Here is a 16,641-nt window from a genome sequence, read left to right on the forward strand (position 1 = left end):
CACTTACTGTGCTTGCTATTAAAGTTATAAGCGTTAAGCTATTAAAGTTATAAGCGTTAAGCGTTTATTCAGTTTTATTAATTATACCGCATTTATTGAAGTTAATAAACAATATAAGATAAACTTCAAGGAATATTCTAAAAATTACTTTTAAATAAGGATTTTTATAAGTATAATGAAATAGTGTAAATATTAAGGAAATCATATTCTAAGTTCTTTAATTTCGTATTTACTAAATTTGGATCTAATTATTTTTATTTTGAGGGAGGGGTAATCTATTCTACACAGGGAATTTGCAGAGGAAAATTATTTAGAAGCTATATATATTTTATCTTTGGAAAAAGAGGAAGTAAGAAATATGGATCTTGCTAATTACTTAGAATATAAAAGACCTACTGTTACAAGAATGCTAAAAAAACTTGAAAATAAAGGGCTGATTATTTATGGTGAAGATAAAATAATTCGTTTAACAGAGGAGTCAAAAATATTTTGCGAAAAAATGTATACAAGGCATAAATATTTGACGGACGTATTTATAAGACTTGGAATAGATGCAAAAAATGCTGAAGACGAAGCTTGTCTTATAGAGCATGTTATTTCTGATGAAACTTTTGAAAAATTAAAAAAACATTTCGATTACAATTTATAATAAATAGCATAGATGACTCGCATAATGAGATATCTATGCTATTTTTATCTTTAAAATTATTTTTTTAAAAACATCTTAATGCTATTGATAAAAGCTATCAAATAGTATATAATAGTTTTGAGTTAGCCGATACTAACAGAAAATAAATAAAAAGGTGAATTTATGTCAAAAAACTTTGAAATACTAAATAAAGAAATTAATGAAAATAATATAATAGCAAATCTTTTTATATTCCCATTTGCAGGTGGCGGGGTGTCTGCCTTTAGAAAATGGAAAGATGAATTTGAAGATATAAAATTACTTGTTGCCCAGTATCCAGGAAGAGAAAACAGGTTTTCTGAAAATGCTATAAGTGACATTAACATCTTAGTGGATAGTTTATTTGAAGACATGAAAGAAAGTTTTGATTTTAGAAAACCTTATTATTTATTTGGACACAGTATGGGAACAAAAATAGTTTATGAAATAGCTTTAAAGATCAAAAATTCAAGATATGCAAATCCAAGAGGAATAATAATTTCTGGTGGACGTGCTCCGATGTATAAAGAACCAAATCCAATTTATCACCTTGATGATGACGGGTTTATAGAAGGCTTAAGAAGATATGAAGGAACACCAAAAGAAATTTTAGACAATAAGGATTTAATTTCTATTTTCTTGCCAACACTTAGGGCAGATTTTGTAATAGATGAAGACTATCAAGACACAAAATTTGAGAAATTAGAATCACCTATACTAGGTCTTATGGGAGATAAAGATCAAGAAATGACTTTAGATGAACTTATAAAATGGCAAGATTATACCACAAAAGAATTCACTTATAGATACATCGATGGCAAGCATATGTTTGTCAATACATCTCCTGAAAGTGTCATTAAAGAGATAAAAGAGTTTATAAAAGTAAATGAAAATTGAAGAATATGAAATAAGAAAAATTAATGATTTTCTTACTTTAGAAGATTTAAAAGATAAATTAGCTAGTAATAATTTAATACTAATTAAGGCTTATACAGATAAATTATTAGAAGAAAAATTACTTCCTTACTTAACTAAAGAGGAGATAATAAAATCAGAAGATTATACATCAGAAATAGCAAAAATTAATTATCTAGCATCAAGGGCAATACTTAATTTGACCTTAAAAGGTTTACTCGAAAAAGGAATTAATGATTTAAGAGTCAAGAGGGATAAAAACAATAAGCCTTATGTAGAAAACACTCTAGGATTAAAGTTTAACATATCCCATACAGAAGACTTGGTCTTGTTAGCTTTTTCTAAAATAGAAGTAGGAATAGATGTTGAAAAAATAAATTATCAATTTGAGTTTAAGGATATATTAGAAAATTGTTTTACTAAAGATGAAATTATAAATATAGATAATAACATAATTAGTTTCTATAGATATTGGACTGCAAAAGAAGCCTATCTTAAATGTGATGGTATTGGTCTTGTAAGGAATTTAAAAGAGATTGAAATAATTTCTTTTGGAAATGAATTTATAGAAATTAATGATAGTAAAAGGAATACAATAAGTAGATTAAAGTCATTAAACTATGATGACAAATATTTCGGGGCAATATGCTTGGAGGAAAATTAATGAACATTGAATTAAAAGAAAAATTAGAAAAAATTTATAATGAACAAGTATGGCCGCATATGACCTTAGGAGAATTTATTGAAGATTGTGCTAAAAAATATGGGGATAAAATTGCCTTAGTAGATGGAGATGTTGAACTTTCATATCAAGAATTAAATAGAAAAGCTTGCCAATATTCCAATGGTTTATTGAAAGCTGGATTTAAAAAGGGAGATAGAATCGTTCTTCAACTTCCTAATTGCCATGAATTTGTTATTATCCTTTTTGCCATGTTTAAGATTGGTTTGATTCCTGTATTATCCCTTCCAGCTCACAGGAAAAATGAAATAAAGGGAATATTAGAAAAATCAGGAGCAAAAGCATATATATCTAAGGGTAACTATCTTGGATTTTCATATGTGGATATGATTAGAGAAGTAAGAGAAGAATTAAACATAGATTTTAAAGTTTATATTCTTGGGGATAATCAAGGATATAAAAATTTTTACAATCTCAATGATAAAGATTATATATATCAACATATAGATGTTGGCTATAAAGAAATAGGATTATTACTTTTATCGGGTGGTACAACTGGGATACCAAAATTGATACCAAGGAGACACTGCGATTATATCTATGTAGCAAAAGAAACGGCAAAGAGATGTAAAATGGATCAAGACAGTATCTATCTAGCTTCTCTTCCTATTGCTCACAACTTTCCTTTATGTTGCCCAGGGATATTAGGGACATTTTTTATAGGAGGCAAAGTTGTTTTGTGCCCAGTAACAAGTCCAGATGAAATCTTGCCTTTAATTGAAGAAGAAAAGGTTACTATAACGGGCTTAGTTCCTGCTATGGCAAATATATGTATAGATTTTATAAAGGAAGATGATTACGATATATCTTCATTAAAGGTCCTTCAAGTTGGAGGATCAGTTTTAGAAGAAAAACTTGCTGAAAAAATAGAAAAAGAATTTGGTTGCAAACTACAACAAATTTTTGGAATAGCTGAAGGTCTGATTATGACAACTTCTTTAGATGATGATAGTAAAACTATATTTACAACTCAAGGTAAGCCTATAAGTGAGTTTGATGAATTGTTAATAGTTGATGAAGATGGAGAAGAGGTCAAAGATGAAGAGTACGGAGAACTCATAGTCAGAGGTTCTTACACAATTTATGGCTATTATAAGCTCCCAGAAGTAAACAAAAAATGCATAGACAAAGATTTATATTTTAAAACTGGAGATAAGGCAAGAAAATTAAAAGATGAGAACTATCAGGTAGTGGGAAGAATTTCAGAAACAATAAATAGGGCTGGAGAAAAGATTACGCCTTCTGAAATTGAAGATATTTTACTATCTAATGAGAATATAGGAGATGTTCAAGTTGTAGGAGTACCCGATGAACTTTTGGGAGAAAAAATAGGAGTATTCATATTAAAAGATGAGAAGGACGAACTCTCATTAGAAGATATCAGGACATTTCTAGTAAACAAGAATGTAGCGGAATTTAAATTGCCAGATTCTATAAAATATATAGATTCATGGCCGCTAACTGCTTTGGGGAAAATTGATAGAAATAAATTAAAAAGAATAGAGTGAAAGGAGCAGAACATGGAATTTGATGCGAGAAAAGAAATTAAACTAATAATTGAAAAATGGTTAAAAGATACCTTGAAGAAATCAGACATAAAAGAAAATGACAATTTAATAGAAAAAGGCTTAAGTTCCATGCAAGTAATGCAACTTTCAGGAATTCTTAAAAAAGAAGGACTTAGAATATCCTTCGCAAAGCTCATTGAGAAGCCTACACTTAATTCATGGTTTGACCTAGTAGCTAATTCAAAAATTATTAAGAAACATTCAAAAGATAATAAGAAATCAAATTATGGCAAAGATTCATTCAATCTTACAGATGTTCAATATTCTTATTTTATAGGCAGAAGTGATGATCAAACTCTAGGTGGAGTAGGTTGTCATGCCTATATTGAAATAGATGGAAAAGATATAGATTATAAAGGATTGAATGATGCATGGAATAAACTTCAATATAGACATCCAATGCTCAGGGCAAGATTCACAGAAGATGGAAAGCAAGAAATATTAGATAAACCTTTTAGTGAAGAAATTGAAGTTTTTGACTTATCTAATTTAGATGAAAAAGAAAGAAAAATTAGATTAGATGAAATACGAAAAAATTTATCGCATAGAAAACTCAGAGTAGAAATGGGAGAAGTCGCAGGATTAAAACTTGCAAATCTGTCACAGAATAGAAATAAAATTTTCTTTGATTTAGATTTACTTGTTGCCGATGTCATGAGTATGAGTATTCTTTTGAAAGAATTAGGAGAATTGTATTTAGGAAAAGAATTAGACAATCTAAACACTTATACCTTTAAAGACTATATAAACAATCTTGAAGTAGACTCTGAAATTTATAAAAAAGACCGAGAGTTTTGGAAAGAAAAAATAGACTCATTTGAGATAGAAAGACCTAATTTACCATTAAAGAAAGCTCCTGAACAAATTAAAGAAACGAGATTTACTAGAAGAAAACGAGTTATTGAAAAAGATAAATGGAGCAAAATAAAAGAGCTTGCAGCAAGCTATAAATCTACTCCATCGATGGTTTTATTAACTGCATATGCTTTAATTCTAGAAAGATGGACTAACCAAGATAAGTTTTTTATAAACTTACCATTATTTAATAGAGATCTTTCAAATGAAAACATGAAAGATATGGTTGCAGACTTTACAAATATCTTATTAGTAGAGCATGAAAGAAAAAATGATACTTCTTTCCTAGAAACTTTGAATAGAATAAGCAAAACCTTTATAGAAAATGTCAGCTATTCATCTTATAGTGGAGTACAAGTTCAAAGAGATATATCAAAATCACAGGGTACAAGCCTTAATGTAGCACCTGTAGTTTTTGCGTGCAACATAGATTATCCACTAGAAACTGAAACTTCAAGTAAAGCTTTGGGCAAAATTACATATATGGTATCACAAACCCCAGGAGTATGGTTAGATTTCCAATCTTATATAAAAGATGGAGATTTAGTATTATGCTGGGACAGTGTAGATGAACTTTTCCCTGAAAAAATGTTAGATGATATGTTAAATTCTTTAGAAGAACAACTTTTAAGACTAACTAAATATGATGATTGGATTGCAAAAAATGAAATTTCAAATAATTATTTACAATATAGAGAGTATAAAGAGTGTAATTTTAATTATAATAAGCATAAAAGTATTTATGCACCTGTAGCTGAAAAGTCGAGAGTTGATGCAATAAATCTAACAGTAACACAAAACAAAATAATTGCTATATGGAAAAAGCATCTAGATATGAGAGAAATATCTATTTATGATAATTATTTTAAAATTGGAGGTGATAGCTTAAAAGCTATGGGTATAATCAATGAAATTAAAAGGGTTTTTAAATTAGAAAACCAAATTTCAATGAACTTAATATTTACAAATCTAACAATAGAAAGAATATCGGATAAGATTGATGAAATTCTTGAAGATATAGAAGTTTATTCAATTTAATAAAAGAAAGGATGGATTTAATGAGTATAACAGAATTACTAGATATTTTAAACAATAAAAATATAGTTGTTTGGAAAGAGGGTTGTAACGTAAAGTTTAAAGCACCTAAGGGGAGTTTAACAGATGAATTAAAAGAACAACTTAAGATTAATAAATCAATGCTTTTAGAATATTTGGATAAAGAAAAAAATGTATATTTTAAAAGAGACGATGTAAATCGTTATGAAGAATTTGATTTAACAGAAATACAGAGTTCATATTTATTGGGAAGAAATAAAGCATTTGAATTGGGTGGCGTGGGTTGCCATGGGTATATGGAAATTGAATATAACGAGCTTTTAGATAAGAAAAAAATAGAGATAGCATGGAATAAAGTCATAAAAAAACACGATATGCTTAGAGCAATCATATATAAGAATGGTAAACAAAAAGTACAAAAGGATGTACCATTTGTTGAAGTTGAAGAGAATTTTTCAATAGATGAAAAAGAATTAGTTTTGAGGGAGAAATTAGCCAACAAACAGTATAAAATTGGTGAATGGCCAATGTGTGATATTGCAATAACTAAAATAAATGAAAAAACATTGCTTCACTTTTCTGTTGATATGATAGTTGCTGACTATATAAGCATGAATATCATATTGAAAGATTTAGAAGATTTTTATTATAACCCCGAAAAAGAAGCGTGTAATTCTAATAGCTATAGAGATATCGTTATATATGAAAAAGGGAGAAAACAAAATAAAAGTGCTAATAGCCAAGAAGATAAAAAATATTGGGAAAATAAGATAGGAAATATGGGAAACGCACCATTCTTACCGACACTAAAGACTGTAGATATAGAAGATAGCTCTTTTCTTCAAAAAAGTATATTTTTAAATGAAGACATGTGGAGTAAACTCTCTGATTTGTCAAAAAATATTGGTGTAACAGTTTCGGCTTTGGTTATGTCAGTATTGTCAGAAATAGTATATTACTGGTCAGGCACAAATAAATTTTGCATAAACACCACTTTATTTAAGAGGAGTTCTTTAAATATAAAAGATATTAATGAAATAGTGGGAGATTTTACGGATGTGAATGTATCGGCAATAGATATAGACAGTAAATTAACATTTAAAGATAGAATAATAAATCTACAAAAGAATTTATGGATGGATATGGAGCATAACTCATTTTCTGGAGTTGAAGTGTTAAGAATGCTTAGCAGATTAAAAGGTGAGAGTGTTGTAGTGCCGTTAGTTTTTACAAGCACAGTTGGTCTGTCAAATGAAAATGACGTATTGCTAAAGCGAAAAGTCAATTATAAAATCAGCCAAACACCTCAAGTTTATATTGATTGTCAGTTAGCAGAGGAAAGGACAGGAGCTAGAATAAATTGGGATATTAGAAAATTTGTGTTTGATCAAGTTGTTATTGATGAAATGTTCGCAGGTTTTGTAAATATAATTAAGGGACTATGTAAAAATCCGAATAAAATTCTAGTTTTGAAAAATCCAGTGGAATTACCTGAAAATATTCTGCAAGTTAGAAATGATATTAATTCAACACAAAGAAATTTTCCAAAAAGAACTTTAGGAGATGGATTTTTAAAAATGCTAAATAAAAATCCAGAGAAAACAGCTCTAGTTTTCAAGGGACATACTTATTCTTATAGAAAATTAAGCTTGTATGTTAGTTCGATAATGGAAGTATTAAAAAACAATAAAATAGGATATGGAGATAGAATAGCAGTTAATATTGAAAAAAATGAGTGGCAGATTGCATCTGTACTAGCTATTGTATTAAGTGGCGCTGTATATGTCCCAATAGACGTAGATCAGCCTATTAATAGAAAAAACAAGATTCTAAAAAAGGCAGATGTTAAAGTGGTTCTATCATGTGATGAAGAGTTGAGTAATTCTGAATTTAAAAATATAAATTTACACAATATTTCTTTAAGTGAATTTTGTAGCATGAAAGATTTAAATTTAGAGAAATATTATATGGATGATGCTTATGTAATCTTTACTTCTGGAACTACCGGTGAACCTAAGGGTGTAAGAATAACGCATGATGCAGCTATGAATACAATAATTGATGTCAATGAGAGATATAGGATACAAGAAACAGACGTGTTTTTGGGGTTAGCGAAATTATCTTTTGATTTATCGGTATATGATATATTTGGGTGTTTTGATATTGGAGGAACATTAGTACTACCAGAATCAGATAAAACAAATAATTCAAAGTATATTTATGATTTAATGTTGCTTCATAGAGTAACTATTTGGAACTCTGTGCCAGCTCAAATGCAACTAATAGTTAATTATTTAGAGGCATCTGAAAAAATAAAAAAGAGTGAATATTTAAGACTATGTATGCTGTCGGGAGATTGGATTCCAACAAATTTACCAAGCAGAGTATACAATATTTTTGAAAATGTGAAGCTTGTCAGCATGGGAGGGGCTACAGAAGCATCCATTTGGTCTATCTATTATGATATAGATAAAAATGAGAAGTTTGATATTAGTGTTCCATATGGATATCCTATGTCAAATCAAAAATTTTTTATTTTAAACAGAGATTTAAATCCTTGCCCCGACTATGTTAAAGGTGGATTGTATATTGGCGGTAAGGGAATATCCAAGGGATACATTGGAGATGAAAAATTAAATAAAGAACAATTTATAAGAAGAAAAGATGGAGGAATCATTTATAAAACAGGTGATACAGGTTATTATTTAAAAAATGGTTTAATTATTTTTACTGGTAGAGAGTCTGGAGATGGACAAATAAAAATTCATGGATATAGAATAGAATTATCAGAAATAGAGGATGCAATTGTTTCTTATAACAAAGTAGATTCCGCACAAGTTGTATATACAAAAGGGAAATCTTTAGATGGTAGAATAAATGCTGTGGTTACTCCTAAGATTAAAAGTTATGTATCTAATGATCTTTATTTGTGTTGCGATGAAATTGAATTTTTAAAAAAGTTAGAATCAAGTGTCTTAGAGAATATGAATCTTAATTTACTAATAAAGTGGGGATATTGTGCTGACCAAGTATCATTGAAGTCTATTTTACGAACATTTCAACATTTTGGAATTTTTACTGATCAAAAAAGCACATATAATATTCAAGAGATTAAAAAAATAATAAACGTACCTGATAAGTTAGACAAGTTATTAAAGAGATGGCTAAATGTTTTGGTTAAAGAAAAAATATTACAATTAGATGAGGAACAATACCAATATTTAGGTGAAGAGAATGGAGAAACACTTGAACAACTATGGAGTAATTTTTATAAAGTAGAAAATGAATTTAATTACAGTAAGGATTTTTTTGCTTATTTAAAAAAATCTAATGATTCTTTACCTGAACTAATAACAGGAATCGAAGATCCGTTAAATTTACTTTTTCCAAAAGGGGATTTAAAACCTGCTTTGGCATCATATCACGACAATAAAATAAATAGAATCAATAATCGATTTATAGCTAATGAAATACATTATTTATGTAATGAAAAAATGAAAAATAACAATAAACCATTTAGGATTTTAGAAGTTGGAGCAGGAGTAGGTGGAACAACTATTGATGTAATTACTAAATTGAAAGATTCAAAAGTTGAATATTATTTCACTGATGTTTCTGAATTCTTTTTTAACAACGCAAAAAAAATATTTCATGAATATGATTGGATAAAATACAAAATATTTGATATAAATGAAGATTTTTACAAGCAGGGTCTAGATGCGTTCTCATTTGATTTAATACTATGTGCAAATGTATTACACAATTCTAGAAATATAGATTTCGTTATCAAAAACTTAAAAAATCTATTAGTGGATTCCGGAACCTTGATTATATTAGAGGAAACAAAAATGAGTTATATGTTATTAACATCAATGGAATTCAAGGATGGATTGATAGGATTTGAAGATGAAAGAAAAGAAAGTGAACAAACATTTTTCTCAAAAAAACAATGGGAAGATATTATAGATAGAAATGATGGCAGTATAACTTATGCATTCCCAAGTAGTGAGTTATTAGAAGTATCAGGACAAAGTGTTTTTGTAACGAGATTTAAAAATGAATATTATAACATAGACAAAACAGAATTATTTGAGCATTTAAATGATTCTTTGCCAAATTATATGATTCCATCTGATATAAAAATATTACAAAATTTACCCAAAACAAGCAATGGGAAAATTAACAAAGATGCAATAATAAGTTTATTCAAAGTAGAAGATGATGATATTAGTATTGATAAATCACAAATGACAGAGATAGAAAAAAAGATTGAACATATATGGTGTAAAGAGCTAAATAAGTCTTTTATTGGATTAGATGAAAACTTTTATAGTGTAGGAGGAGACTCTCTTTTAATAGCACAAATTATAAGTGAAATTCTGGAAAAAGTAGAAGAAGCAAAAGATTGGGACTGGAGTTCTTTACTAACTGAAATGATGCAAACGCCGACAATCAGAGAAATTTCCAAAAAAATTCAAAACAGGTTTGATAATATTGATAAAAAGATTGACAAGTCTTTATCAGTATTAAAAAAATCTAGTTTAGAAAATGATAAGAAAACTGCTAAAGTCTTATTTCACGCAGGGACAGGAACATTATCTGCATATACAGAATTATTAGATTATATTATAAAAGATAGTAATGATGTCGAAGATGTATTGGGCTTTTCTTTTGGAGATGAGGCTGAATATATTTCTATGAAAACTGAGGATACATTTAAAAATCTTGGAGAAAAATATGGAGAGGTATTATGTAAACTCGGTTATTCCAAGTATATCCTTATTGGACATTGCGTTGGTGGATTGATAGCTATTGAGGCTGCGAACTATATAACCAATAAAAATATGAATGTATCAGATGTAACTTTATTGAGTACGACTATTCCAAGAGAACAAAAAAGAACAGTTTTCCATTGTTTATCAAGAAATAAATACGATATAGCACTAAAGACAAGTTTAGAAAATGAATTACTGCTAGAAAGAACATTTTCTAGGCTAATAAATGCTGATATTTTTAAAGCTGGTCATACTGTAAGTGATGAAAGACTCGATGATTGTATAAAATATATGGTAAAAAATCTAGATGGTGACTTGAAAATACAGTCGTTTGAGAGACTTGTTGGAGAGTATGAGGATATAGGACTTGAGTTTAAAAGACTTTCTTCAATTCCAATTTCCGAAAGACTAAATAATCTTTATAATTCAATAAATAGAGATAAGGTAAATTTATTAGATAATGAAATAAAAATGTTAAATACACTATTTAACATCTTTTCTCAAAATTTTGGATGTGTATCAACTTATAAACCCCCAAAATATAACGGGAATGTAAGGGTTTTCTCTTGTGAAGAAACAGAAAAAAGTTTTTATGGAGAATTTTTTGGAGAAGATAAAGAAACTTGGGAGAAGTATTTAGCTGGGAATATAGTGTACAGCAGTATATCAGGACAACATTTTGATTGTTTAACTGGAGAAAATCTAAAACAAAATAGCACGAAGATATTAAAATTCATTAATGAGTAGGGAATATTCAAGATGATAAAATTATTTAATGATTCAAGCTAAAAATTGAAGTCATATTGGTTTTTATTTACTAAAAGAGAGGTGAATATATGAAAAATCCGATAATTGGAATATTGGGAGGAAGTGGAAATATTGGTTCAAAATGTGTGGAAATTATAAGTGAGATATATCCTTTATATGCTACCTACAAGAACAATAAAAAACAAGATACAGAAAATTGCACCTATGTACAGATGGACATAAAAGATTTGGGTAAAGTCACTGAATTTTGTAATCAAGTCGATATTTTGATAAATTGTGCTGGAGCATCATATAAAAATGGAGAAAAGATAGCTAAAATAGCAAGTGAATGCAATATTCCATATATAGATCCATCAGGTGAATCATTTTTAGAGGATAAAATAAAAGAAGAATTAGATAACAACATATTTGTTTTATCTTCGGGATATTTCCCTGGATTAAGTGGAATTATGGCAAGTTATGCTTGTAGTTGTTTAAAAAATGTTGATTCTATTTCAGGTTTTAATGTAAGTGAAGAAATTCCCAGTAAATCAGCAATTGAAGACTTTGTTTTAACAAATTTATCTGGGTTTGGAAAAGCGTTATATTATTACAAAAATGGTGAGCTTGTATATGAAGATGGAATTAAATTTGTAAATGTTAATGGTGATATTTATAAGCTATCGAACTATATTACCAAAGAATTTTTAAGAGTAGCAGAAAAATTTAATGTTAACACTGCAAATTGGTTTAATCAAATTTATGACGATAAAGTTATTCGAAAAATGCAGGAAATAGTATCAAAATCTGATAAACTTGAGGGTAGTTATAGTAAAGATATAGATAGTATAATTTCATTTTTTAAAGCAAATATTTCTAAAAATAATTTTAACAAGCTAATAATTTCTGCGAAAAATTCTATGGAAAACATTGAGATTGAAGTAGAAAGTAAAGAAAGCAGTACAATGAGTGCTGTAATTTGTTCTAATCTTGTTAAGAAAATCCTGGAGAAAAATTATAAAAATGGGCTATATTATTCAATGGATATTTTAGACTTTAAAGATATAGAAAGGGATTTGATATTGAAAAATGTTAAAGTAAATATTAAAAAAGAAAAAAAGGAATATGAGGAGGGCGTGTTATAAATGAAGATAGCGGGTGATTTAAACAATCCTAAAATTATGCTAGTTCATGGTGCTGGCTTCTATTGGGAAAATTGTTTTAGGGAAATAATAGAATCTTTAAAATCAAGTTATTGCATTCTATTACCTGTTTTACCAGGTCATAGTAATATCAATGAAGAACCAATTAAATCTGTAGAACAAGTTGCTGCAAGGATAATAAAGGAAATTAAAGATTTAAGAGTTGATAATATTGAACTAGCATATGGTATATCTTTAGGAGCCAGTATTGTTCTTGAAACGATATTGTGTGGAGAAGTTAACATAAAAAAAGTAATCCTAGATGGTGGTCAATATATAAATATGGGAGAAAATATTGAATTATTTTCAAATATAATGTCAAAACAATTTATTGGATTATTAGAAAATAATCATCTTCAAAAAGAAATCAGGGATAACATGGGATATGATGAAAACGACATTGAAGTATTAAAACCAATGTTATTTAAGTCTATAAGCAATGAAACTTTATACAGTGCCTTTAAAGCTGCATATAGTTATGATATAACAAATAAAAATTCTGACAAATTAGCTACGAAAGACATATCTGTTTCTTTTGGAAGTAGAGAAATATACGCAAAAGATTCTTTAAATTATTTAGAAAAGTTAATAAAAAAAGAATTAGAAGTAGAAGAAATAAAAGATATGGGGCATTCAGAAGCCTTAAGTAAGCATCCAGAAATAATAATTGAGATGATAAAGAGTAGAATTAAATGAGTTGATTATCATAAAAATATGGTATAATATTTAAAAATACCGACACAGATGTCTTTAAGGAGGCGGTAGTATTTCTAGAGTGCGAATGAATGTTAAAGATAGATTGGATCAAATAAAAAAAGCATCAATAGCTGTATTTTTAAAAAAAGGGTTTAGAAATACAGTTATGAATGACATTATGGAAGCTACTGGGCTTTCTAGAGGTGGGTTGTATCATCATTATGGTTCTACCTATGAAATTTTATACGACATTATGTTAGAAGGAAATAAATACAGAGAGAAGATAATCTATGATGAGATGAATAAAACAAGTCAGGATTTTAGCGAAGTTTTATCTGAGATTATTTTAGAAAAAATGCTATATCAGAGTGACTATGTTTCAATTTATGCAATGTTTTTGCAGGAATTAAATCATGACGATAAGTTAAAAGACCTATATAAGAAACTAAAAAAATCATCATCTGATAGTATTCTAATGTTATTTGATGAAGATGTAAGAGGTGAATTAAGTGAAGCTATCGAATTAATTACTGATTTGATTAACACATTTATTCTAGGTTGTGAAGTTCTAAATGCAAGAGAAAATTTTGTGAAGAACAAACTTGCATTAAAAAAAATGATAGGAATTATCTTAGATAATAATGCTAAGTAAATCTTAGGGTTTACTCAGAAAGAAAAAATATATCTTAAATTGGAGGTTTATATGAAATTAAAAGATATCGTACAAGTTACAATTTTTACAGTAGTGGCGTTTATATTAAACATGGCTGTATCAACAGCCACAGGAATGTTAGGAACTTTATCCTTATATATAGCGGCAGGATTTTCTTCCTTTGTAGTAGCTCCACCATTTATAATTATGGCTAAAAAATTACAAAAAAGAGGAATAGCTTTTATATTTTTCATGTTGCTGGGTGTATTTTATGCATTAAGTGGATATTGGCCAATGCTTATAGTAAATGCCATCGCAGCTATTGTAGCAGAATTAATTATAGGTAACTATAAAAATGATAATAGAGTTGCCTTAGCAGTATCTGCTGGAATGTTTGTTATTTCAATGCATGCAATGACATTTGTAAGACTACTTGGACCAGAAAAAATTGTTGAAGTTTTTAGCGTATTTACTAAAGAACAGGCTGCCTTTATGGATGCCTTTTTTACACCAAAGGCAATGCTAATCTCAATAGGCATTAATATCGTCTTGGTATTAATAGCAGGAAGATTTGGATTATATATAAATAATAAGTTTTTTAAAAAGAGTAAAAAATCAGGAATATTGTAATGGAAAAAATAAGGAGAGATGACAACTGTTTTGTAAATCCTATAATCTTATTTGTTTTAATTTTAGCGTTTTCGATTATATTATTTATAACAGATGATATTGGCTACTATACTATGATAGGAATATCAATGTTTCTAACTTTAACTTTTTCCTTAAAACAATTTATTAAACAACTAGCAACATTTCTTATCTTGTTAATTGTTGGCAAAACATTAACTATTATAGATTTAGGAATAGGTGGAAATGCAATTTTAGGTCTTGTAGAAATCGTATTAAAACTCTTTCCGATATTTATTATTGGCGGTATTCTTGTGAATACATCACCGCTTAAAATGATGAGTTCACTTAAGTTTTTACACATTCCAAATGTGTTTGCTCTAAGCATAGTTATAGGAATGAAGTTTATATCAGAGATGGGGTTAAGGATTAAAGAAATAAAGAATGGCATGAAGGTAAGGGGACTAAGATTAAGTCCCCTCCATCCTATTAGGTCTTTTGAACTTTACTTTATCCCTCTTATCTATAAATGTTTGCAAGTGAGTGAAACTTTGACTTCATCTATTATATCTAAAGGAGCAGAATATAGAGGGGAAAGGACTAATTATCATAAAATAACTTTTAAATTTTTTGATATCCTATTCTTACTTTTAGCTATTTTCTTATTGTGGAGGTCAATATGAATGTAATAGAAGCAGATATTAAAAAATTCTCTTATGACGGAAATGATAAGGTAATTTTAAAAGATATAGAGCTAAATATTAAAGAAGGGGAACTTGTTGTTATAAGTGGTTTATCTGGTTGTGGAAAAACCACGCTAACAAGAATATTAAATGGTTTAATTCCGAATCATTATCAAGGACAATTGTATGGACAAGTATCTATTTTAGGAAAAAATATTTCGCAATATAACAATGGAGAATTGGCAAAGTATATAGGAAATGTTTTTCAAAATCCAACAGATCAGTTTTTCGCAAATATTGTTGAGGATGAGCTTGCCTTTGTTGGAGAAAATTTAGGAATGGAACTTTCAGAATTAAAGAAAAGAGTTGATGACTCTTTGAGTGTGATGGGAATTGAAAATTTAAAATATAGAAATATCAATTCTTTATCAGGTGGACAAAAGCAAAAAGTTGCTATCTCATCTACTCTTGTTTATGATACTAAAATAATTTTCTTTGATGAACCATCATCAAATTTAGACTATAGGGGAATAGTCGAACTTAAGAATATTCTTGAAAAATTAAAATCATTAGGAAAAACGATAATAATATCTGAGCATAGATTGTTCTATTTAAATGATTTATATGATCGTTTTTTGTATATGAAAGATGGTAAAATCGAAAAAGTTTTTAAAAAAGGTGAATTAACAGAAGAGGATTGTAAAAATTACTCTTTAAGAACAATTAACTATAATTTTTTGCTATCTGAAAATATTGATAATTGCAAAAATGTAGTTGAGGATATAAGAAGAGTTGGTATTTCTATTGGTAAAAAAGAATTAATAAAAAATTTAAATATAAGTTTATATGAAAATGAGATAATGGCGATTATAGGTAAAAATGGAGTAGGTAAAACGACTCTTGCAAGATCTTTAGCTGGTTTATTAAACTTTAAAGGCAAGACAAGCTTTGGGAGAAATAAAAAAGAAAGATTAAGAAACTCTTATTATATGATGCAAGATGTAGAATACCAAATATTTTTTGATACGGTGGAAAATGAGCTTTTACAAAAAGATAGAATTAATGACGTTGAATATTTAAATAGACTTAGAAACGAATTAAAACATATTGACCTTTGGGAAAATAGGTATGACCATCCACAAAATCTATCTGGTGGACAAAAACAAAGACTCGCTCTATTAACTGCTTGTTTAAGTGGTAGAAAACTAATAATTCTTGATGAACCTACGTCAGGTTTAGATTACAAGAGAATGAATGATATTTCTGAAATAATAAAAAGATATTCAAAAATATATCCTTTTGCCATAATAACTCATGATATAGAACTTATTTTTAAAGTTTGTAATTCTGTGTTAATGCTTGAAGAAGATGGATATAAGAAAGTATATGTTCAGGGACATGAAAAAGATATTTTGAAATTTATTAAAGATGGACTGATTGTGTAAGGAGTTGATTT

The 16,641-nt window shown here is 28.3% G+C and carries 12 protein-coding genes; all 12 read left to right on the plus strand.

Going from position 1 to position 16,641, the window contains the following annotated elements; translation table 11 throughout:
- The first annotated feature begins 277 nt into the window (after positions 1–277).
- The 12 genes from HMPREF0077_RS09740 to HMPREF0077_RS09795 all read left to right on the plus strand — a co-directional run bounded on the left by HMPREF0077_RS09740 (position 278) and on the right by HMPREF0077_RS09795 (position 16,630).
- Positions 278–649, plus strand: a complete 372-nt coding sequence (locus tag HMPREF0077_RS09740; protein WP_012797113.1) for a metal-dependent transcriptional regulator — start codon at positions 278–280, stop codon at positions 647–649.
- 162 nt (positions 650–811) lie between these two features.
- The gene (locus HMPREF0077_RS09745; RefSeq protein ID WP_004837848.1) at positions 812–1,564 is read left to right on the plus strand and encodes a thioesterase II family protein; all 753 of its coding nucleotides are present in this window, start codon (positions 812–814) and stop codon (positions 1,562–1,564) included.
- Positions 1,554–2,246: a 4'-phosphopantetheinyl transferase family protein gene (locus HMPREF0077_RS09750; RefSeq protein WP_004837849.1), complete on the plus strand. Its 693-nt coding sequence runs from the start codon at positions 1,554–1,556 to the stop codon at positions 2,244–2,246. The genes HMPREF0077_RS09745 and HMPREF0077_RS09750 overlap by 11 nt, the downstream gene beginning before the upstream one ends.
- Complete coding sequence (locus HMPREF0077_RS09755; RefSeq protein ID WP_040349753.1) at positions 2,246–3,832, plus strand: (2,3-dihydroxybenzoyl)adenylate synthase; 1,587 nt, start codon at positions 2,246–2,248, stop codon at positions 3,830–3,832. Before HMPREF0077_RS09750 ends, HMPREF0077_RS09755 begins: the two co-directional genes overlap by 1 nt.
- Before the next feature lie 12 nt (positions 3,833–3,844).
- Complete coding sequence (locus HMPREF0077_RS09760; protein ID WP_004837851.1) at positions 3,845–5,785, plus strand: condensation domain-containing protein; 1,941 nt, start codon at positions 3,845–3,847, stop codon at positions 5,783–5,785.
- A gap of 20 nt (positions 5,786–5,805) precedes the next feature.
- On the plus strand, positions 5,806–11,325 hold the full coding sequence (locus tag HMPREF0077_RS09765; protein WP_040349754.1) for a non-ribosomal peptide synthetase: 5,520 nt from the start codon (positions 5,806–5,808) through the stop codon (positions 11,323–11,325).
- Between the two features lie 89 nt (positions 11,326–11,414).
- A complete protein-coding gene (locus tag HMPREF0077_RS09770) occupies positions 11,415–12,470 on the plus strand; it encodes a saccharopine dehydrogenase family protein (RefSeq protein ID WP_004837853.1) in 1,056 nt (351 codons plus the stop codon).
- Positions 12,471–13,223, plus strand: coding sequence for an alpha/beta fold hydrolase (locus tag HMPREF0077_RS09775; protein ID WP_004837854.1), 753 nt, complete (start codon positions 12,471–12,473; stop codon positions 13,221–13,223).
- Between the two features lie 85 nt (positions 13,224–13,308).
- On the plus strand, positions 13,309–13,875 hold the full coding sequence (locus HMPREF0077_RS09780) for a TetR/AcrR family transcriptional regulator (protein ID WP_002838939.1): 567 nt from the start codon (positions 13,309–13,311) through the stop codon (positions 13,873–13,875).
- Positions 13,876–13,926: 51 nt separating this feature from the next.
- Positions 13,927–14,505, plus strand: coding sequence for an MptD family putative ECF transporter S component (locus HMPREF0077_RS09785; RefSeq protein WP_002838928.1), 579 nt, complete (start codon positions 13,927–13,929; stop codon positions 14,503–14,505).
- A complete protein-coding gene (locus tag HMPREF0077_RS09790) occupies positions 14,505–15,185 on the plus strand; it encodes an energy-coupling factor transporter transmembrane component T family protein (RefSeq protein WP_004837855.1) in 681 nt (226 codons plus the stop codon). Before HMPREF0077_RS09785 ends, HMPREF0077_RS09790 begins: the two co-directional genes overlap by 1 nt.
- Positions 15,182–16,630, plus strand: coding sequence for an ABC transporter ATP-binding protein (locus HMPREF0077_RS09795; protein WP_004837856.1), 1,449 nt, complete (start codon positions 15,182–15,184; stop codon positions 16,628–16,630). Before HMPREF0077_RS09790 ends, HMPREF0077_RS09795 begins: the two co-directional genes overlap by 4 nt.
- Positions 16,631–16,641: the final 11 nt, after the last annotated feature.

Origin of the sequence: Anaerococcus tetradius ATCC 35098 (assembly GCF_000159095.1) — a bacterium.
Taxonomy (GTDB): Bacteria; Bacillota; Clostridia; order Tissierellales; family Peptoniphilaceae; genus Anaerococcus; species Anaerococcus tetradius.

Excerpts from the sequence above, each read along its gene's own strand:
- HMPREF0077_RS09760 (WP_004837851.1), top strand. The coding sequence starts at position 3,845 with ATGGAATTTGATGCGAGAAAAGAAATTAAACTAATAATTGAAAAATGG.
- HMPREF0077_RS09755 (WP_040349753.1), top strand. The coding sequence starts at position 2,246 with ATGAACATTGAATTAAAAGAAAAATTAGAAAAAATTTATAATGAACAA.
- HMPREF0077_RS09745 (WP_004837848.1), top strand. The coding sequence starts at position 812 with ATGTCAAAAAACTTTGAAATACTAAATAAAGAAATTAATGAAAATAAT.
- HMPREF0077_RS09790 (WP_004837855.1), top strand. The coding sequence starts at position 14,505 with ATGGAAAAAATAAGGAGAGATGACAACTGTTTTGTAAATCCTATAATC.
- HMPREF0077_RS09785 (WP_002838928.1), top strand. The coding sequence starts at position 13,927 with ATGAAATTAAAAGATATCGTACAAGTTACAATTTTTACAGTAGTGGCG.
- HMPREF0077_RS09770 (WP_004837853.1), top strand. The coding sequence starts at position 11,415 with ATGAAAAATCCGATAATTGGAATATTGGGAGGAAGTGGAAATATTGGT.
- HMPREF0077_RS09795 (WP_004837856.1), top strand. The coding sequence starts at position 15,182 with ATGAATGTAATAGAAGCAGATATTAAAAAATTCTCTTATGACGGAAAT.
- HMPREF0077_RS09775 (WP_004837854.1), top strand. The coding sequence starts at position 12,471 with ATGAAGATAGCGGGTGATTTAAACAATCCTAAAATTATGCTAGTTCAT.
- HMPREF0077_RS09765 (WP_040349754.1), top strand. The coding sequence starts at position 5,806 with ATGAGTATAACAGAATTACTAGATATTTTAAACAATAAAAATATAGTT.
- HMPREF0077_RS09780 (WP_002838939.1), top strand. The coding sequence starts at position 13,309 with ATGAATGTTAAAGATAGATTGGATCAAATAAAAAAAGCATCAATAGCT.
- HMPREF0077_RS09750 (WP_004837849.1), top strand. The coding sequence starts at position 1,554 with ATGAAAATTGAAGAATATGAAATAAGAAAAATTAATGATTTTCTTACT.